11 protein-coding genes are annotated in these 13,472 nt (G+C 67.8%); 6 read left to right on the forward strand and 5 right to left on the reverse strand.

Annotation, left to right across the window (positions count from 1 at the left end):
- The first annotated feature begins 104 nt into the window (after positions 1 to 104).
- Both QSJ18_RS13890 and QSJ18_RS13895 read left to right on the forward strand, forming a co-directional pair.
- Positions 105 to 2,906 (forward strand): branched-chain amino acid ABC transporter permease/ATP-binding protein, encoded by a 2,802-nt coding sequence (locus QSJ18_RS13890; RefSeq protein WP_286327116.1) that lies wholly within the window; start codon positions 105 to 107, stop codon positions 2,904 to 2,906.
- Positions 2,903 to 3,631, forward strand: coding sequence for an ABC transporter ATP-binding protein (locus QSJ18_RS13895; RefSeq protein WP_286327117.1), 729 nt, complete (start codon positions 2,903 to 2,905; stop codon positions 3,629 to 3,631). The genes QSJ18_RS13890 and QSJ18_RS13895 overlap by 4 nt, the downstream gene beginning before the upstream one ends.
- A gap of 3 nt (positions 3,632 to 3,634) precedes the next feature.
- Here the strand turns inward: QSJ18_RS13895 and QSJ18_RS13900 are convergent, their stop codons facing one another.
- Entirely contained in the window at positions 3,635 to 4,276 is a 642-nt protein-coding gene (locus tag QSJ18_RS13900; RefSeq protein WP_286327118.1) for a PaaI family thioesterase, read from the reverse strand.
- 179 nt (positions 4,277 to 4,455) lie between these two features.
- On the opposite strand from QSJ18_RS13900, the gene QSJ18_RS13905 reads away from it, so the two are divergent.
- Genes QSJ18_RS13905 through QSJ18_RS13920 form a run of 4 tightly spaced genes read left to right on the forward strand, consistent with a single transcriptional unit; the run spans position 4,456 to position 9,612 of the window.
- A complete protein-coding gene (locus tag QSJ18_RS13905; protein ID WP_286327119.1) occupies positions 4,456 to 5,253 on the forward strand; it encodes a lysophospholipid acyltransferase family protein in 798 nt (265 codons plus the stop codon).
- Between the two features lie 57 nt (positions 5,254 to 5,310).
- On the forward strand, positions 5,311 to 7,038 hold the full coding sequence (locus QSJ18_RS13910) for an AMP-binding protein (protein WP_286327218.1): 1,728 nt from the start codon (positions 5,311 to 5,313) through the stop codon (positions 7,036 to 7,038).
- A gap of 10 nt (positions 7,039 to 7,048) precedes the next feature.
- Positions 7,049 to 8,443, forward strand: a complete 1,395-nt coding sequence (locus tag QSJ18_RS13915; protein WP_286327220.1) for a wax ester/triacylglycerol synthase domain-containing protein — start codon at positions 7,049 to 7,051, stop codon at positions 8,441 to 8,443.
- Positions 8,443 to 9,612 carry an alpha/beta hydrolase gene (locus QSJ18_RS13920; protein ID WP_462476081.1) on the forward strand — a complete coding sequence of 390 codons (1,170 nt, stop codon included), beginning with the start codon at positions 8,443 to 8,445 and terminating at the stop codon, positions 9,610 to 9,612. Before QSJ18_RS13915 ends, QSJ18_RS13920 begins: the two co-directional genes overlap by 1 nt.
- A 457-nt stretch (positions 9,613 to 10,069) precedes the next feature.
- Here the strand turns inward: QSJ18_RS13920 and QSJ18_RS13925 are convergent, their stop codons facing one another.
- The 4 genes from QSJ18_RS13925 to QSJ18_RS13940 are packed head-to-tail and all read right to left on the reverse strand — an operon-like array spanning position 10,070 to position 13,457.
- On the reverse strand, positions 10,070 to 11,401 hold the full coding sequence (locus QSJ18_RS13925) for an alpha/beta hydrolase domain-containing protein (protein WP_286327120.1): 1,332 nt from the start codon (positions 11,399 to 11,401) through the stop codon (positions 10,070 to 10,072).
- Positions 11,402 to 11,436: 35 nt separating this feature from the next.
- On the reverse strand, positions 11,437 to 11,841 hold the full coding sequence (locus QSJ18_RS13930) for a carboxymuconolactone decarboxylase family protein (RefSeq protein WP_286327121.1): 405 nt from the start codon (positions 11,839 to 11,841) through the stop codon (positions 11,437 to 11,439).
- Positions 11,842 to 11,847: 6 nt separating this feature from the next.
- Complete coding sequence (locus QSJ18_RS13935; protein WP_286327122.1) at positions 11,848 to 12,723, reverse strand: NAD(P)-dependent oxidoreductase; 876 nt, start codon at positions 12,721 to 12,723, stop codon at positions 11,848 to 11,850.
- Complete coding sequence (locus QSJ18_RS13940; protein ID WP_286327123.1) at positions 12,720 to 13,457, reverse strand: SDR family oxidoreductase; 738 nt, start codon at positions 13,455 to 13,457, stop codon at positions 12,720 to 12,722. The genes QSJ18_RS13935 and QSJ18_RS13940 overlap by 4 nt, the downstream gene beginning before the upstream one ends.
- Positions 13,458 to 13,472: the final 15 nt, after the last annotated feature.

Here is a 13,472-nt window from a genome sequence, read left to right on the forward strand (position 1 = left end):
CCCCCCCCCCCCCCCCCCCCCCCCCCCCCCCCCCCCCCCCCCCCCCCGCCCCACTGCCCACAGAACGCCGGACCCCCGGTGCGCTTCGTCAGTTAAGGCTTTCCATGTCTGAGCATCTCGCCTTCTTTGTGCTGGGATTGGGCAACGGTGCGGTGTACGCGGCCCTGGGCCTCGCACTCGTGATGACCTTCAAGAGTTCCGGTGTGGTCAACTTCGCCACCGGTGCCATCGCCCTCTACGCCGCCTACACCTACGGCTTCCTGCGTCAGGGGTATCTCCTCAACCCTGTTCCCGGCCTTGAGGCGCGGGTCGACCTCGGTGGCAAAGTCGAGGTGATCCCGGCACTCCTGATCTCCGTCATCATCGCCGCCGCGCTCGGAGTTCTGCTTTACCTCATCGTCTTTCGTCCGATGCGCAGTGCGCCCGTGCTCGCCAAGGCGGTCGCGTCGATCGGTCTGATGCTGGTCATCCAGGCGCTGATCGCATTGCGGGTCGGCGAGAACACCCCCAATGTCGGCGCCATCTTCGCCCGTGACGTCATCCGCATCGGCGACACCTCGGTGACCACCGACCGGATCTGGCTCGCCGTGGTGATCGTCGCACTGGGTGTGTGTGCCGCACTCGTGTTGCGGTACACGAGGTTCGGCGTTGCCACCGAGGCGGCCGCGGAGTCGGAGAAGGGTGCGCTCGTCACCGGCCTGTCGCCGGACCGGATCGCGCTGAGCAACTGGGCGCTGTCCTCGGCCACCGCAGGCATCGGCGGTGTGGTGATCGCCCCGATCGTCCCGCTGAACCCGGTTGCCTACTCGATGTTCATCGTGCCCGCGCTGGCCGCCGCGCTGGTCGGCAACTTCACGAGTATCGCCCTCACCGTCGGCGCTGGGCTGGCCATCGGCATGCTGCAGGCCGAGGCGACCAACATCCAGTCGATGGTCGACTGGATGCCCGACGCCGGTCTGGCCGAAGCGGTTCCGCTGGTGCTCATCCTGGGCTTCCTGCTTGCGCGAGGCAATCCGCTGCCCGGACGCGGTGCGGTGGCCGGCCAGAGTCTCGGACGATCACCACGACCACGACATGTGCTGGCGCCGAGCGTGTTCGGCGTGGTCATCGGCATCGTCGCGCTGGTCGCGACCAGCGGTGACTTCCGCCTCGCCGTCATCCTGTCGATGATCTACGCGGTGATCGCCCTGTCGCAGACGGTGGTCACCGGGTATGCCGGCCAGGTGTCGCTCGCCCAGCTGACGCTTGCCGGTGTCGGCGCCTATGGGCTGTCCCGGCTGACCGAGGACTTCGGCGTCCCGTTCCCGATCGCGCCCCTGCTGGCCGCGCTCGCCGCGACAGTGGTCGGGGTGATCGTCGGACTGCCCGCGCTGCGTGTCCGGGGTCTGCCGTTGATGGTCGCGACGCTGGCGCTCGCGGTGTTCCTCGAGGCGTTCTGGTTCCGCAATCCTTCGCTCAACGGCGGGATACAGGGAGCTCCCGTGCAGGCGCCGTCGCTGTTCGGACTGGACCTGGGTATCGGTGCGGGCGAGGGATATCCGCGAGTTGTCTTCGGTGTGCTGTGCCTGGTCGTCCTGGTTCTCGCAGTACTGGGTGTGGCCTGGTTGCGCCGCAGCAATCACGGTGCCGCGATGCTGGCGGTGCGCGCCAACGAACGTTCCGCGGCGGCCGCAGGTATCAATGTCGGAGTCACCAAACTGGCCGCCTTCGCGGTCGCCTCCTTCCTGGCCGGACTCGGCGGATCGTTGCTGGCCTACCAGCAGTCGCTGGCCACGGCCGGGACCTACTCGGTCTTCGCGGGCCTGGGTCTGTTCGCGGTGTTCTATGTGGCCGGGGTGACCTCGATCTCGGGCGCGTTGCTCGCCGGGATTATGGCGCCCGGCGGCATCCTCTATACCGCCTTCGATCAGTTCAGCGAGACGTTCGGCGACTACTACCTGCTGATCAGCGGCATCATGCTGGTGGTCGTCGTGATCACCAGCCCGGACGGTCTGGTCGGTCATCTGGGTCGACTACCGCTCGCGCGCCTGCCTTTCGGTCGACTGCTGCGCTCGACACCGGAGCCGGTCGTCACCACCGACATCAGTGTGGCCGCGCCGGTCTCGGGCCGGGTCGACGGTGATACGCCGGTGCTCGAGGTGAGTGACGTCGGAGTTCTCTACGGGCAGGTCCGGGCCCTCGCGGACGTCAGTTTCACCGTGGCTCCCGGTGAGATCGTCGGCCTCATCGGCCCCAACGGAGCGGGGAAGACGACGCTGATCGACGCGATCGGCGGATTCGCCCCCGCGGCCGGCCGGATTCGATTGAACGGCAACGACGTCCATCATCTGCCTGCCTTCCGCCGGAGTCGGCTCGGATTGGGACGCACCTTCCAGGACATCGAGCTCTACGACGAGCTGACGGTCGCGGAGAATGTGCTGGCCGGGGCGGTCGGCGGCGATCACGATCCGGCCGAGACGGTTGCCGCGGTCCTCGGGTTGCTGGAGATCACCGAGCTGGCCGACGTGACGGCCGCGGATCTGTCCCAGGGGCAACGGCAACTCGTCTCGGTGGCCAGGGTGCTGGCTCGTCGGCCGGATGTCGCGCTGCTCGACGAACCGGCGGCAGGGCTGGATACCACCGAAAGCGTTTGGCTCGGTGAACGTTTGCTCGCGGCGCGGTCGACCGGGGTGAGCATGCTGCTCGTCGACCACGACATGGATCTGGTGCTCAGTATCTGCGACCGGGTGGTCGTGCTGGACCTGGGTCGTGTCATCGCGGTCGGTACACCGGCGCAGATCCGGGCCGACGACGAGGTCATCCGCGCCTACCTCGGGACTCCGAAGGCGGCCGAGGACGACGAGGAGCCGACGGACCCCGCACCGCGGAAACCCGAACTCGGCCACCATGAGGAGGTGACGACATGACGAATGTGCTCGACTGCCGCGCTCTCGACGCCGGCTACCGGAAGAACAGTCCTTGTGTGCGCGGCGTTGACCTGTCGCTGCGCACCGGCGAGATCCTGGCGCTGGTCGGCCCGAACGGGGCGGGGAAGACGACCCTGCTCAACACCGTCGCCGGGCTGCTGCCCGCGTTGGGCGGTGGCGTCGCGGTCGGCGGGTCGCCGCTGCCGGCAGGCAACCCGCGCGCCGCGGTGCGGGCGGGGGTGGTTCTGGTCCCCGACGATCGTGCCCTGTTCGGCCGGTTGAGTGTCACCCAGAATCTCGCTCTCGCGGTCCGTGCCCGAGGCGACCGGAAAGAACAGGTCGAGCGGGTCCTCGATCACTTTCCGTCGCTGCGCAAACGGCTGAAGGTCGATGCGGGTCAGCTGTCCGGCGGTGAACAGCAGATGCTGGCCATCGGCCGGGCGCTGGTGCAGCGACCGAAGGCGTTGCTGATCGACGAGCTCAGCATGGGGCTGGCACCCGTGATCGTCGAGTCGATCCTGCCCGTTCTGCGTGAGGTGGCCGCGACCGACGGCACCGCGATCGTGATCGTGGAACAGCATGTGCGGCTGGCACTGGACGTCGCCGATCGCGCGATGGTTCTGGTTCACGGCCAGGTGCGGCTGGACGAGGACGCATCGACACTGGCCCGCGACGTCGGCCGCATCGAGCACGCCTACCTCGGCGCCGACGACATCGCGTCCTGAGCGTCAGTCCACGACGCCCGGCGGTACCGCACCCGACCACTGCCGGGGCTCGATGAAGATGCCCTCGGCCTCGGCGGTGATGCCGTCGGCGTCGGACAACGTGCCGCGCACGATCTTCTTGCGGCCGCCGCGTTCGGTCACCCACGACTGGCAGACCAGATCACCCAACGGGGTCGGGCGCAGGTAACGGACGGTGATGGTGCCGGTGTAGGCGGGAACGCCGTCGACGCTGGCACCTTCGCCGAGGATGTGATCGAGGATCATCGCGCATACCCCGCCGTGCACATGTCCGCCAGGCCCTTCGTAGGCGGCGCCGAGGGTGAACTCGGCTCGCACCCCGTCGCCCACCTTCTCGGTCACCAGCGGCGGGGCGATCGCGTTGCGGACTCCGATGACCGCGTTCCCCCAGGGCATGCCGGCACCGTCCGGGGTGAAACGGTTGCCGTACGGGCCGTCGATCTGCGCGGCCCGCAGGTCGGTGACGACATCGGCGATCCGTCGCCGGGCGTCGTCGATCAGCTCGTCGGGGACCTCGGTGCGGATCACCGCGTCGATCAGCTCGCGGACGCTGTCGGCAAGTGGGGCGTAGACCGCACGCCGACGTTCGAGTTCGGTTTCGGAGATGTCTTCGATGGTGAATTCCACGGGGGCTCCCGGTCGTGATCGGCGGTCGTCGAGCGACCACAAGTGGCGCGCATTTCTAGAACGTGTTCTAATTTAGCGGAAGATCATGATCTCCGCGTGCCGGACCAGCCGAACGCCGACGACTTGTCGCGGCGAATCCCGACCTCCGGCAGTGGCAAAGGTGTCAGGAGCAGAACCCGATGGGTGCCGAACAGCGCGAACTCGTCGATCGCGACGAGAACTGGGTCGGCCGCGTCCTCCCGCTCCTGCGGCTGGTCGCGAAAACCTACTTCCGCTCGGAAGTCCGTGGGATGGACAAGGTGCCCGACGGGGGAGTCCTGCTCGTCTCGAATCACTCCGGCGGCATGCTGGCCTTCGACGTGCCGGTGATCGCGGTCGCCTTCGCCGACCAGTTCGGCGACGCCCGGCCGCTGTACACCCTCGCCCACGACATCCTGTTCAACGGGCTGGGCAAGGAGATCTTCGGCAAGGTGGGATTCCTGCCCGCGCACCCGCGTAACGCCGTACACGCGTTGCGGTCGGGAGCCGCGACCATCGTCTTCCCCGGCGGTGACTGGGATGCGATGCGGCCGACCTCGCACAGCGCGACCATCGACTTCAACGGTCGAAAAGGCTACGTACGCACCGCCATCGAGGCCGGTGTCCCGATCGTCCCGATCGTCACCCTCGGCGGACAGGAGACCCAGCTCTTCCTCAACCGGGGCGACGGCCTCGCCCGTTTCCTTGGCATCGACAAACTCCTGCGGATCAAGAGCGCCCCCTTCGGCCTGGGTTTCCCCTTCGGACTCACCCCCGGCTTCCCGCCGAATCTGCCACTGCCGTCAAAGCTGGTCACCGAGGTCCTCGACCCCATCGACATCGTCGCGGAGTTCGGCTCCGACCCCGATCACGACGTCGTCGACGAGATGGTGCGCAAGCGGATGCAGCACGCCCTCGACGACCTGGCACGGGCGCGTCGTTTCCCGGTGCTCGGATAACCCGGGGTGGGTGAGGTGACGGTGTCTGATTCACGCCGGTCCGAAGCAACGCGCCGGGTGCGGGAGACAGCCGTCGGCCTCCGCGCCCGTGGTCGGCGTACCGCCTGGCTGGCCCGCACACTCATATCTTCCGGTTTCCTCGGTGGCACGCGTATCGACCGCTACGCGCGGATGGGCCTGGCGATGCGCAGGCACGGCGGGGCGTCGCCGGTCAGCGGCATCGGACTGGCCGCCGCCCGCGCCCCGCGAGCGACCGCGATCATCGACGAGGCGGGCAGCCTCACCTGGGGTGACCTCGACGCCCGAGCCGACGCGCTGGCCGCCGCCATCGCCGCGCTGCCCGGCGCACCGGTCCGCACGGTCGCGATCATGTGCCGCAACCATCGTGGCCTCATCGAGTCGCTGGCCGCGCTGTCGCGACTCGGGGTCGACGCGGTACTGCTCAACACGGGATTCGCCGGACCCCAGCTGGCCGATGTACTCACGCGTGAGCAGGTCGACCTCGTCATCGCCGACGACGAGTTCGGGGAATTGATCGATCATGCGGCACAGCGGAATCCGGGACTCCGGCGAGTACGCGCCTGGCTGGATTCCGAACGTGACGCGGCCGGAACATCGCCGGCGCCGGACAGTCTCGATGCGCTCATCGACGCCCACCTGGGCCGACGCGCCCCGCGGCCGCCTCGTCCGGGACGGATCGTGCTGCTGACCTCCGGCACGACCGGCACTCCGAAGGGCGCGCGGCGGGGCGGATCGACCGCGGTCGGGTCACTCGCCGCGCTCCTCGACCGGATCCCGTGGCGGTCGGGGGAGACAGTGGTGATCGCGGCACCGATCTTCCACGCGTGGGGATTCGGGCAGGTGGCGATCGCGGCGACGATGACCTGCACGATGGTCATGCGACGCAGATTCGATCCGGTGGCGACCCTGGAGATGGTCGCCGAGCACGGTGCGACCGGGCTGGCCGTCGTCCCGGTGATGCTGGAACGGATCATCGATCTTCCCGGTCCCGTACTCGACGCGCATCCGACCCCGACGCTGCGTTTCGTGACCGCCAGCGGCTCCCGTATGCGCACCGACGCGCTATTGGCCTTCATGGACCGCTACGGGGACACCGTCTACAACAGCTACAACGCCACCGAAGCCGGACTCATCAGCACCGCCGTCCCGGCCGACCTGCGCGCTGCCCCCGACACCGCCGGACGGCCGCTCGTCGGCACCAGCGTGCGCATCCTGGACGACGACAACCGGGAACTCCCAGTCGGTCAGATCGGCCGGATCGTCGTCGCCAGCAACTCTGGATTCGACGGGTACACCACCACCTCGGATACCAAGGATTTCGCCGATGGGCACATGGTGTCCGGCGATGTCGGCCGGATCGACGAAAGTGGACTGCTCTTCGTCGTCGGGCGCGACGACGAGATGATCGTGTCCGGTGGGGAGAACGTCTATCCCCTCGAGGTGGAGCAGGTCCTCGGCGGTCATCCCGGCGTCACCGAGGTCGCGGTCATCGGCGTCGATGACGAGAAGTTCGGGCAACGGCTCGCCGCCTTCGTCGTCACGGCACCGGGAGCCGAGGTCGGGGCAGACCAACTGCGCGATCACGTGCGTGGTGAGCTGGCCGGTTTCAAGGTGCCGCGCGACATCGTCTACCTCGACGAACTGCCGCGCAACGCGACCGGAAAGGTCGTCAAACGTGAACTGGTGCCCGGAGATCCGCGCGATCCCGGCATCCTCGGGTCCAGCGCCGTCGAATCCGCAACCCGACCGCGGAAGGACGGGTGACGTGGAACGTATGACCGGGCCCGACGCCCTGATGCTCAACATGGAATCGGCGAGCACACCGATGCACACCCTCAAGGTGGCCGTCCTCGATCCGTCCCGGCGCGGGGAGCCGGTGACCCTGGCCGAATTGCGTGCGGTACTGCCGAACTACCTCGGTCGCTTCCCGCGGGCTACTCAGCGGCTGGAGTATCTGGCAGGCTACGCCGCCCGACCGTTCTGGGTGCGCGACGAATACTTCGATGTCGCAGATCATCTCGACGAGGTCACCCTGTCGTCGCCGGGCGGGCGAACCGAACTCGATGCCCTATTGGCCGAACTCGCCGTGGCGCGACTGGACCGTGACCGGCCACTGTGGGCACTCACGCTGGTCCATGGGCTGGCGCAAGGGCAGCAGGCGGTGGTCGTGCGGGTGCATCACGCACTGGCCGACGGGCTGGCCGCGCTCAACACCTTCATGGCCTCGACGGGTGAACGCGGCGAGGTGATCGTCCCAGCACCGCCGGCTCCGGTCGGGGTGGTGCACGACCAGCGCACGCTGTGGAAGGCTGCCCGTGCGGAATCGTGGCAGCTCCTGTGCGACATCCCCCGCGTCGTCACCGGTTTCGGCCGTGCCCTGGAGGCCAAACGCAGTGCTCGTCGGGCCGGCGCGCACATCCCCAAACCGATGACGGTGCGGCGCAACAGTTTCAACGCCCGGAGCGGGGCGCAGCGGGTCTGCGCCAGCGGCGACATACCGCTCGCCGACATCCAGCGGATCGCGCTGGCCACCGGCACCTCGGTCAACGGCGCGCTGCACGGCGTCATCGCCGGCGCCAAGCGGGCCGAACTCCTCGGGCGCGGCGAGGATCCCGGTATGTCGGTCACGGTGTTCGGCGTTTGTCGGGACCTCACGTCGACGCGGACGTTCGGCAACGAGATCGCCACCGCCGCCGCCTATCTGCGCACCGACCTGGATGATCCGGTAGCCCGGATCGTGCAGACCGCGGCCAGCTGTGACGCCACGGTACGCCGGCGTCGGGCCATCGGTTTCGAACTCACCGAGAAGATCGCCACCTATACGGGTCGGGTCGGTCCGGTCTTCCGCAGTCTCGCCGCGCACCGGGCGCCCCTGGTGATGAACAACATCACCACCGCCAACATGCCCGGCCCGCGCACCACCCGGTGGGTCGGCGACATCGAGATCGTCGACTGGATCTCGTTCGCGTTGGCGATCGCCCCGGCGGACGTCAATCTCACCGCGTACAGCTATGCGGGCCGAATCAGCTTCGGACTCATCGCCACCCCGGAGTCCATGCCCGATCCAGCCGGATTCATCCGGCGGATCAAGACGTCGCTGGCACAGGCCACCGACGCCCTCGACCTGCATGCAGCAACAGTGACATCCACGACGACCGCGGAGTGTTGATGCCCGACTGGGAAACCGGCCGTGCCCGGGCCGAACTGTTCGCCTCCGTGCTCCCGCGTGCGGTGCTGAGTGCGCGTAACGCCGGTCGCGGCGATCCGGCGAGTGGGATCCCCGCGTCGCCCGTCGGTGTCCGCGCGGTCGGGGAGACCGTCATCGACGAGTTCTTCATCGCAATCAACTCGGTGATCCGCGACATCCCGCCGAACGACGAGATCGAACGCAGCGTCGGCCGTTGTGCGGAGGTGGCCGCCGGGTTCACCGAACTGGGTGCTCTCGGCATGAACGTCGATCCGCCGATTCCGCTCATCCTCGGGAGAGACCGGAAGTTGTTCGGAACAACAGGTTTCCACCAGATCGACTTCTCCGTGCAGCCGGACTTCCCGATACTGGACCCCGCCGACGACCCGTACCGGGACGGCCTGACGTCGATGCGGGTGCTCTCGCGCGGTGGAACCGGCCGTCGCTGGCTTATCTGGGTTCACGGTGCCGCCCAAGGACGGTCGGATGATCTGTATGCCTTCCGGGCCGCGCATCTGCACAAGAACCTCGGCTACGACGTCGCATTCCCGGTGCTGCCCGCCCACGGTTCTCGACGTCGGGACAAAGTGGCCTACCCGGGTCTTGACCCGCTGCTCAATGTCGCGATGACCTTGCGTGCGGTGGCCGAGATCCGGTCGCTCATCGGGTGGATCGCCGCGCACGACCCCATCGACATCACCATCGCGGGCACCTCGCTGGGTGGCCCGATCGCGGCGCTGGTGGCGTCGTTGGACAAGCGTGTCTCGTCGGTACTCGCCGTGGTTCCGATGCTGGATATGCACGGCACCCTCGCCCATCACATGGACCGTGCGGGGTCGCGAGGCCGACAACTCGCCGCCCTGATGCGTTCGGATGCGGTGCGTGCGGTCTCCTCGGTGGTCGATCCGCTGTCGGTCGAACCCTACGCGCGGTCTGCGCGGCGGATGGTGGTCGCGGCGCTCAACGATCGGGTCACCTCGGTGACGGCCGCCAGCCGGTTGCACGACCACTGGGGTGGCGGCGTGCACTGGTACCGGGGCAGCCATGTCGGACATGCGATCTCCGGTGAGATCCGACGTGCGGTGGATGACTTCCTCCGGTCGGCACCCGGCCCCGACGAAGACCTGCGCGGACAACAGGCCGTCGGCTGAAAGTGGGGGACGAGTGTTCGTCCCCTACTTTTCGGGAGTTCCCCTGGTTGCATTGCGGGGATGAACGTGAAAGTGGGGGAGGAGTGTTCTTCCGCGAGGTTTCGGTAGTTCCCCTGGTTGTAACGCGGGGATGTTCGTGAAAGTGGGGGAGGAGTGTTCTTCCCCTACTTTCGGCGTCCGGCGCCTGGCACCGGCTGAAAGTGGGGGAGGAGTGTTCGTCCCCTACTTTTCGGGAGTTCCCCTGGTTGCATTGCGGGGATGAACGTGAAAGTGGGGGAGGAGTGTTCGTCCCCTACTTTCGGTGGCCCGGCGTCGGTCGCCGCCTGAAAGTGGGGGAGGAGTGTTCGTCCCCTACTTTTCGGGAGTTCCACTGGTTGCATTGCGGGGATGAACGTGAAAGTGGGGGAGGAGTGTTCGTCCCCCACTTTCGGCGCCCGGCGTCGGCCTCCGGGCGCTGTCAGGGAATGAGATCGGGGTTGGCGTCGGCGAGAATGGCGTCGCGGTCGTCGGCCAGCATGAAGCCGGCGGCGATCGCGGCGTCGGCAGCGTCCCGGTAGTGCTTGTCGTAACCCTCCCGGGTGCCGTAACGCGCCGCGAGGAGATCGGGGGCGACGGTTTCGGTGGACCCGAACAGCAGGCAGATCCGCGACACCGGCTGCTCGACGACGCCGCTGAGCTTTTGGGTGGCGGCGTCGACACAGGGGGTGCGGACCCCGCCGAGGACGTTGCCGAACGCGTCGCGGACGAAGACGGGTTCGGCGGTCCGATCGCCGTGGTCGAGGTGCAGCGGCGGCGCTGCCGGGGGGACGGTAGCACCGGCGGCCCACGAGTTCAGGTGGCGCAGCCCGGCGCGCAGGACGAAGCGCTGCTGGCCGCGATTGACCGGCGTCGGGCAGCCGAGCATATCCTCGTACGGCCCGATCTGGTGGAGGTCGGCGTGCGAGGTGCCCGCGATCTCCCACACGCGCAGCCGATTGGTATCGGGTTGACGCGCAAGGTGATAGCGAAAATTGGTGAGCACGTCGGTCTCGGTCTGCACGATCAGGACGGGGGTGTCGAGATCGTCGCGGATGGTGACCGGGTCCCCGGTGAACGCGCCGTTGATGTCGACGCCCGCTCCCACCTCGCCGAGCGGTAACGCCGACGCCGAGCGGCTGTGGATCAGATAGCCGTCGTAAATGCCATGGGCGCGGGCGAATTCGTTGGTATACGTGGTCAGCGCCATCGCCGACTGGGATTCGCCAACCGCGAGTGCGCGCTGCACACGGAGGCCGGTCAGCGGATGGTCGGCGTCCTGGGCAGCCGACCGCAAGGACTCACCGATCGACGCGAAGATGTTGTGGCAGTAGGCATCGCCGGGATGTCGTAGCATGCCGTAACGCTCGGGGTCCTTGCCGGCCAGGCCTGCGGCGGCGGGGTTGCCGAGTCCGACCGACCCCGATCCGCCCTCGATGCCGGTGAACTGTGCCGAGACCCCGGCGTAGGCGTAGCCGGCCCGGACGAGTTCGTCGGCGAGGTAGGTGTATTCGGGGGCGGCGTCGTTACCGCTGGAGACATTCAGCCATTCGACGACGAGGGTCCCGTTGAAGCGGTCGGCATCGGTCGGGCGGCGCACCAGGATGCGGGTGACGAAGTCGACGGCGTCGACCTCGCCACCCGCGGTGTGTCCGCGGACGTTCCCGTGTACGGCGTATTCGTCCTCGCGGTAGCCGTATGCGTGCAGATCCGGGCCCGGGGTTGCGCTCATCAGCGAGCATCCCTTGCCGCCGGACAGCCTTCGGAAGATCATCTGCGTTCCCACCTCATGCCGGTACTGCTCCTGACTCACTGCTGCTGGGCGGCCTTGCGCGCCTTGCGGTGCTTCTTGCTCACCTCACCGAACATCATGTTCATTTTGGTCCCGATCGGCCACCCCACGTAATAGCAGAGGAACAGTGCGATCTCTTCGAGCTGTTCGGGGGTGAGTTCGTCGTTGCCCAGTGCCGCACCGGCCTGGATCTCGGCGACGTCGACCTGGCCGGCCGCGGCCAGGGCGCCGAGCAGGATGAGTCGACGATCCCGGACGCTGAGTCCCTCCCGGGTCCAGACCTCGGCGAACAGCTGATCGGCGGTGTGCGCGAAGTGCAGGCCGGGACCGTCGGACATCTCCCAGCCGTACACCTGGGTCATCATCTCCAGCCCTCGGCGCCGCTGGTCGGTCTGCTCCGGGGCCTCTGATTCATCGGACATGGACGGTCATTCTCCTTCGGTGTGTGGGACGCCGAGACCGGCGGCGAGGTCGCGCAGGGCGATGTCGCCGAGCGGCAGGTCGACGCCGAGTTCGCGGCCGAGCGCGAGGGCGAGGGACAGATCTTTCTCGCCGAGACCACGGACGTGGGTGAAGATCGGGTGCCAGAAATCGTCGGGCTCGATCGGGGCGGTGTTGTCGCGCAACATGATCGCCCCGGCGCCGCCGGTGATGGCGTCGGTGTGCCGGACGACCCGCCCCAGCTTGGCGATGTCGATGCCCGCGGCCTCGGCCAGCCGTGCCGCCTCGGTGGTGGCGGTGAAGGAGATGAAGTGCAGCAGATTCCGGGCCAACTTCATCTTGGTGCCTGCACCGACCTCGTCACCGGCGTGTACGAGCATGTCGGCGGCGAGCGCGAACGGTTCCTTCAGTGCGGTGTAGGCGTCCCGTGGGCCACCGACCATGATCGCCAGCCTGCCCTGTTCGGCGCCTGGGGCGCCGCCGGAGATGGGGGCGTCGAGCAGGATCACGTCCTTCTCGGCGCATACTGCGGCCAGTTGGGCCGCGGTGTCCGGACCGATGGTCGAATGCACGGTGATGATCGTGCCGGGCCCCGCGGTCGTCAGCAGGCCACCTTCCCCGGCGACGACGGTGCGCACCTGCTCGTCGGTGACGACGCAGATGCCGATGATGTCGGCGGCCGAGCCGAGGTCGGCGAGCGAATCCACCGCGGTGGCACCCTGTTCGACCAGTTTGGCGACGGCGTCCGGCGAAAGGTCGAAGACGGTGAGTCCGCCCGGCCACGTGGCCAGGCGACCCGCCATCGGGCCGCCGATGTTGCCGAGGCCGACGTACCCGAGGCGGACCGGTGCCGGGGCACTCATGCGCGGTAGACCTGTCCGCCGTCGACGTTGAAGATCTGCCCGGTGATCCAGCCTGCCTCGTCCGACAGCAGGAACTTCAGCATGCCGACGTGATCATCGGCGGTGCCGAATCGTTTGAGCGGCAGCTGCTTGACCATGTCGGCCACCATCTCCTTGGGCGTGGTGGAACGGGTCGCCTCGGTGTCGGTGGGTCCGGGGGCGATGGCGTTGACGCGGATGTTGTTGCCGCCCAGTTCGGTTGCCAGCTGGAAGGTCAAGTTGTTGATACCTGCCTTGGCCAGACCGTAGAAGCCGCTGTAGATCCAGGCTGCGGTGGAGGACTGGTTCACGATGGCGCCGCCGTCCTTCATGTGCGGGTAGACCGCGCGGGTCACGTTGAGTGCGCCGTCGAGGTTGACGCTCATGAACTTCTTGTAATAGTCCCATGGCACGGTGATCAGGAAGTCGAGCTTCATGCCGCCGTAGATCGCGGCGTTGTTGACCAGGCCGTGGATGTTGCCGTAGGTCTCGACGGTCTTGGCCGCCAGATTCTCCGCCGACTCGGGATCGGAGACGTCGGTGTGTACGTACAGACCGCCGATATCGGCGGCGACCTTCTCGCCGGACTCGTCGTTGACGTCGGCGACGACGACATTGGCGCCCTCGTCGGCGAGGCCGCGGGCATAACCCTCGCCGATGCCACCGGCCGCGCCGGTCACGATGATGGTCTTACCGTCAAAACGTCGGGTACTCATTGCGCTGCTTTCTGT

Origin of the sequence: Gordonia heveisoli (assembly GCF_030315745.1) — a bacterium.
Classification (GTDB): Bacteria; Actinomycetota; Actinomycetes; order Mycobacteriales; family Mycobacteriaceae; genus Gordonia.

What these genes read in the sequence shown, in the direction of transcription:
- QSJ18_RS13935 (WP_286327122.1), bottom strand. Translation starts at nt 12,723, where the DNA reads ATGAGTGCCCCGGCACCGGTCCGCCTCGGGTACGTCGGCCTCGGCAAC.
- QSJ18_RS13905 (WP_286327119.1), top strand. Translation starts at nt 4,456, where the DNA reads ATGGGTGCCGAACAGCGCGAACTCGTCGATCGCGACGAGAACTGGGTC.
- QSJ18_RS13895 (WP_286327117.1), top strand. Translation starts at nt 2,903, where the DNA reads ATGACGAATGTGCTCGACTGCCGCGCTCTCGACGCCGGCTACCGGAAG.
- QSJ18_RS13920 (WP_462476081.1), top strand. Translation starts at nt 8,443, where the DNA reads ATGCCCGACTGGGAAACCGGCCGTGCCCGGGCCGAACTGTTCGCCTCC.
- QSJ18_RS13915 (WP_286327220.1), top strand. Translation starts at nt 7,049, where the DNA reads ATGACCGGGCCCGACGCCCTGATGCTCAACATGGAATCGGCGAGCACA.
- QSJ18_RS13925 (WP_286327120.1), bottom strand. Translation starts at nt 11,401, where the DNA reads ATGATCTTCCGAAGGCTGTCCGGCGGCAAGGGATGCTCGCTGATGAGC.
- QSJ18_RS13930 (WP_286327121.1), bottom strand. Translation starts at nt 11,841, where the DNA reads ATGTCCGATGAATCAGAGGCCCCGGAGCAGACCGACCAGCGGCGCCGA.
- QSJ18_RS13940 (WP_286327123.1), bottom strand. Translation starts at nt 13,457, where the DNA reads ATGAGTACCCGACGTTTTGACGGTAAGACCATCATCGTGACCGGCGCG.
- QSJ18_RS13890 (WP_286327116.1), top strand. Translation starts at nt 105, where the DNA reads ATGTCTGAGCATCTCGCCTTCTTTGTGCTGGGATTGGGCAACGGTGCG.